Origin of the sequence: Legionella pneumophila subsp. fraseri (genome assembly GCF_000586315.1) — a bacterium.
Classification (GTDB): Bacteria; Pseudomonadota; Gammaproteobacteria; order Legionellales; family Legionellaceae; genus Legionella; species Legionella pneumophila_B.
This window is the reverse complement of sequence record NZ_JFIM01000051.1, coordinates 1-4661: the sequence shown is the minus strand read 5'-3', so window position 1 is coordinate 4661 and position 4661 is coordinate 1. Positions and strand designations below refer to the sequence as shown.

Here is a 4661-nt window from a genome sequence, read left to right as displayed (position 1 = left end):
AATGCCTAACGGAATTAGTGATCAAGTCCTCCGGAATACGCACAATTATTAAAAATTGTTACCTTTACTTACCCTACTAAACATCCAGCCACAAGTTAAGGGTTAAAGTGGCTTTGCATAAGACGTCAATGACGTTTCGCCTGTATGGCTCATCAGTTATGCTTCATTTCAAAATAGCAAATAGATTAGTGCTAAACAATCAGTTCAAGATAAAAATTTTGTCCTGACGCCAGACGGGCGTCAGGACAAAATCTCTAGATACCTTGATTTTATTGAGCCTAATTAGGGTGATTTTCCTGCGTCACTGCACATTAAATTGCAGTGACGCAGAGTTTACGAAGAAAGAAATAGTTTTCCAAAGTTAGTTTTCAACTCAGGAGGTGAATGATCTGTCACAAATAAGATAACTGCTTGCTTATCACAAATCACTGCTGATACTGACCGAAATCCATATTTTTCTAATTCTTTCGCTCTAGAAAAATCGTTAATATTGAATAATTCAGTTGATGTATTGGTAATATAAAAAAGCAGGTCCAATCCATTTTTTACTTCATTAGAGTAACTTTTTTCTATTTGCTCTAGTTTGTTTGTAACTTTTCCCCATGCCGTTTGATAAGGAGATTTATCATAAACAGATATCGGCCAGTCAATTTTGTCTTTTTCAGCTTTTTCTAATGCTTCATAAGTTTGTTTTATATCTCTATGTCTTTTGACATCATCCGGGATTTCTTTAATTTGGAATCTACACTCTTTATATAGAACATCGACAGGATTGTTTTGTTCCTTAATTGAAAGCACATCAACCTTAGAATAATTTATACCTAGAAGGCTGAGAAACACCTCAACACTGATTCGCTCACGTTCATTTTTACCTTTATTAGAATAAAAGAGAGCTAACTTCCTGTAATATTCTTTTATCCTTTTGAAATTATCATTAGTCAAAGTATATTTTGTCAGAGTTATTTATCAGTTTTAAAGTCTATGTAATCTTTTTACCCTTCGCAAGCAAACCAGACTTTTCTACCCAGCCATATACTTACTCCCGACTAGTGTAATATGTCCAATCCCGATAGGCGGGATCGGACAAAATAGCGGAATACCTTGATTTTACTGGGGAATATTAAAGTGATTTTTCTGCGTCACTGCTGGAAAATTGCAGTGACGCAGAAAATAATAGATCATAGTGACGTTATTCTTCTTTCTCAAAGTGCAGTGCATTAGCAGTTATTGAGCTTCCTCCATCTATGAAGTTAAGTATTATCCAGTCTGCAGTCTTCTTGAATGCCTATCTATTGATTTTCCAAGTCATGTACAACTGGTAATGATTGCTCAAACACATACGGATCTGTTTGCCAACATTTTTTGGCTAGCCAGTTAGATGGATATTTCCACTTCGGCACCCATTCACTTAACATCACCTGAAGATTGTAACTTTCAATTTGCCTATGTAATCCCGCCATAATCTTTTCAAATAACTTATCATCAGGATTAAGTTCTCTGAATTGATAAAAAGCCGCTTCCCTATCAACGGGATGTGGATAATTTTTCCAAAATTTTTCAAATTTGCTACACATATAAATATAATTATAATCTTCTGACTTCTGAGGTGGGTCGGCCTCAGTGTAATTGGCTATGTTGGGTTTTTGTCTAAAATTACATAATTCCCCCAATTCTAAAGCATCTTCCTGTGTCGGGTTTGTGTCGGGATAAAGGTTCGGCTTCGGTACGGCCTTCTTTTGAGCAGGGTTATCTAATTCGGCGTAAATACACTTTACTATCAAGTGCCTTTTAGTGGACTGAATCTCAATAAGTCCAGCACGTTCAAGAGATTTAACAGCTCGTTTCATTTGCTGAAGACTTGGACTGCCAGTTTTAACACCTGCAATCGGGCCAACATAAAGAGTTTCACGCAGTGATTGATAACTGATCCTGCGCTTGATGCCTACAATGCAACTTTGCCTGTCCATGTAGGGACGAATACCCATCAGATAAACTACTCTTTGTATGTATGGGAGCTCAAGTAACGCTGCTAATTCATGAGCATTGGCAAATAAAAAATTCATGCCTCTTATCATCCATTTTAAGCTAATTAATAATCCTTATGGTTTCATTGTAGGAAGGAAATTGCATAGGTCAATAGCATTTCAAATGCTGATATTCATTGATATTAAATGATATTGATATTTTTTGTGTACGAAAATAGAGTTACTTTGGTCTGACTCCTTAATGCTGCATATTTATCATATTATCTGCTAAAATAACATCGTCTCATCCACCTAAGTGTAGAAGGAGCATTCAAGATCGCTACGGCGGCCTTAGCCTTTTTAAACTCTAATTGATAAACCAATATCAGAAGTCATGGCCATAGTTTTTTAATAACCGCGCTACTTCACTCCAAGGCAACCGGCTACCGGAGTGTTTCATTTTTAGGAATGCTATTTTAGCAACGTCAGTAGATATTAATTGATTTATGATCATTTGTTCTACAAGCCAAATGGTTCCGTGCACCTCAACTTGATGAACTTTTGCAACCGCTCTTAACGCTCTATCTCCTGTCAGTAATATAGCTGTTTCATCAACCGCTAAAATTAAAGCCAACAGATCATTTAAGCTGGGGCGATTATACTGCTGTCTTAAGTTATAAGCTTTTGCGATTAACTCACCGCGCATAGACTTTGATATTAAGCCAAAATTTTTTAGGTCTGCATGCCGTTCAGCTAACTCTTCCTCAAATAAGGTATCAGGTACCACAAATTGATAAGGCAAACTGAACATTGAGCTGGTTAATTCGCCTTGTTCAATATCAATTAATACACAAGAGTCACTGATTAACAACAGCATCATGGCACTCCATTGACCGTATTGCTCTTAATTGTTCGACATTCAAGTTTAAAAGCTCCGCGGCTTTGGATTCGCCAAGGTATTCTTCTGCAAGTGCTCGAAAAATCATTTGCTCAAATAAATAGGTTTTTTGTTTTGGATACTGCTCTCCAGGCTCTTTTTTATTCCAACCATTCTCATTAAAGGTACTTCGAATTTTACGATAAACACTATTGGTGATAATGCCAACATCTTCTGCTCTGTGAAGAATAGCTAGCATGCTAATTCCAAACTCTTGTTTTAAAATACTAAGTTCTCGAGGCTCAATAAAAGTTCTTTTTTCACCCATAATTAAAACAAGAGACTCTTTAGGTAATAAAAATGCTCCCGCAAAATGATTACAACATCGTTCTTCATCTAAATCTGGATGCATAAAACCATATAACACAAGATGCCCTAATTCATGGGCAAGGGTAAATCGCTGTCTATCACCCGGCCAATTGCTTCCAATGACAATAATAGGAAGATCATTAATGTGTGCGGAAAAACCATCAAATTTCGGGTATAGCTGATTATCAATTTCAAATACTCTTATGCCGTTTTCCTCAAAAGTATCGATTAAATTAGCTATCGGCTCTAATCCCAAATTCCATTGCTTTCTTACTTCATTGGCGATTCTTTCTATGTCATCATAACCACGTAATTTTTTTTCCCCTAGCTTGAAGTCTTGAATAGGAGAAACAGGAAACAGACTTTCAAGCTCAATTCTCCGCTCAATTTGATCCAGAATTTTAGCTTTTATTTCCTCTAACTCATGCTCCGGCATATCAGCATGTTTTCTATATTGAATATTTTGAAGGGTAAATCGCTCTGGTCTAAAAAAATACTCAACCTTGACATCAAGCGCTTTTGCTAATTTGATAAGCATGTCAGACGCAGGAGTCATTTCATTGTTTTCATATTTTTGGATTGCAGTGTGGCTTAGAGATACCTTTTCAGCCAACTCTCTCAAAGTTAACCGTGCCGCTTTGCGTGCCCGATATATCCGATTACCCAACATTTTAATATCCTCTCTATATGTTTACAAATTAATTATAGTTTTTAATTTTGTAAACCTCAAGTCAGCCGACCTGTGTTCGCAAAAATATCAATTTTCCAGTCGTAGTATGTTCAATACAAGCTGCCCAACGCTCAAGAGCCTCTTGTCTCTGAGGCAACATTTCATTGCGGTTATACGTTGCCATAATCCGGGGCATTTTATGGCCAAGGCATTTCTCAATTACTACCGGATCTACTTGGAGCGTCTCTCCTAGTTGAGTGGCAAAAGTACGACGCAGATCATGAGCTGTCCATTCAGGAATACCCAAACGATCTTGAATACGTTTAATTGCCCTTGGCAAAGCATTTTCTGCTAATGGTTGACGATAATCCGCGCCTGTTAAAACATACTCTGATCGACTAATGGATTTGAGTTGCTGCAATAACTGTTTGGTCAAATCGCTAAGATGCGAGGAGCTAGAGGGTCAGATCTTGCCTTTTGCTTTTCACTGCCCAAAAGACAAAATCCGCCACAAGCTCTCAATAAGTTATTTCTCCTGGCTCCATCATTTTCACGAATCCCTTTTATGCAATTCAAGGATGCTATAATAAATCCGTCTAATTCCTAAATAGCCCAGCGTAGCCTGGATGCAGGCGCAGCCGTAATCCAGGATGTTGGGTATCGAACACCCCGGGTTTCGTTCCACTCCATCCGGGCTACACTTGCTTACCTGTTACCGAAAGAAGGAAAGCAAAAATGCAAGAGCTAGAGCAAGAGCTAGAGGGTCAGATCTTGCCTTTTG

At 37.7% G+C, this 4661-nt stretch carries 4 protein-coding genes and 1 pseudogene; all 5 read right to left on the bottom strand.

The window, feature by feature from the left end:
• Positions 1–333: 333 nt before the first annotated feature.
• Positions 334–942 (bottom strand): DUF1780 domain-containing protein, encoded by a 609-nt coding sequence (locus tag CC34_RS0110045; RefSeq protein WP_027228029.1) that lies wholly within the window; start codon positions 940–942, stop codon positions 334–336.
• Positions 943–1289: 347 nt separating this feature from the next.
• On the bottom strand, positions 1290–2063 hold the full coding sequence (locus tag CC34_RS0110040) for an LvrA C-terminal domain-related protein (protein WP_027228028.1): 774 nt from the start codon (positions 2061–2063) through the stop codon (positions 1290–1292).
• A 286-nt stretch (positions 2064–2349) separates the two neighbouring features.
• On the bottom strand, positions 2350–2844 hold the full coding sequence (locus CC34_RS0110035; RefSeq protein WP_028378831.1) for a PIN domain-containing protein: 495 nt from the start codon (positions 2842–2844) through the stop codon (positions 2350–2352).
• Complete coding sequence (locus tag CC34_RS0110030; RefSeq protein ID WP_027228026.1) at positions 2822–3880, bottom strand: helix-turn-helix domain-containing protein; 1059 nt, start codon at positions 3878–3880, stop codon at positions 2822–2824. Before CC34_RS0110030 ends, CC34_RS0110035 begins: the two co-directional genes overlap by 23 nt.
• A 61-nt stretch (positions 3881–3941) precedes the next feature.
• Positions 3942–4328: pseudogene (locus tag CC34_RS0110025) on the bottom strand (tyrosine-type recombinase/integrase); the annotation flags it as partial.
• Positions 4329–4661: the final 333 nt, after the last annotated feature.

Coding starts and splice junctions, on each gene's coding strand:
- CC34_RS0110040 (WP_027228028.1), bottom strand. CDS start 2,063: ATGAATTTTTTATTTGCCAATGCTCATGAATTAGCAGCGTTACTTGAG.
- CC34_RS0110035 (WP_028378831.1), bottom strand. CDS start 2,844: ATGATGCTGTTGTTAATCAGTGACTCTTGTGTATTAATTGATATTGAA.
- CC34_RS0110030 (WP_027228026.1), bottom strand. CDS start 3,880: ATGTTGGGTAATCGGATATATCGGGCACGCAAAGCGGCACGGTTAACT.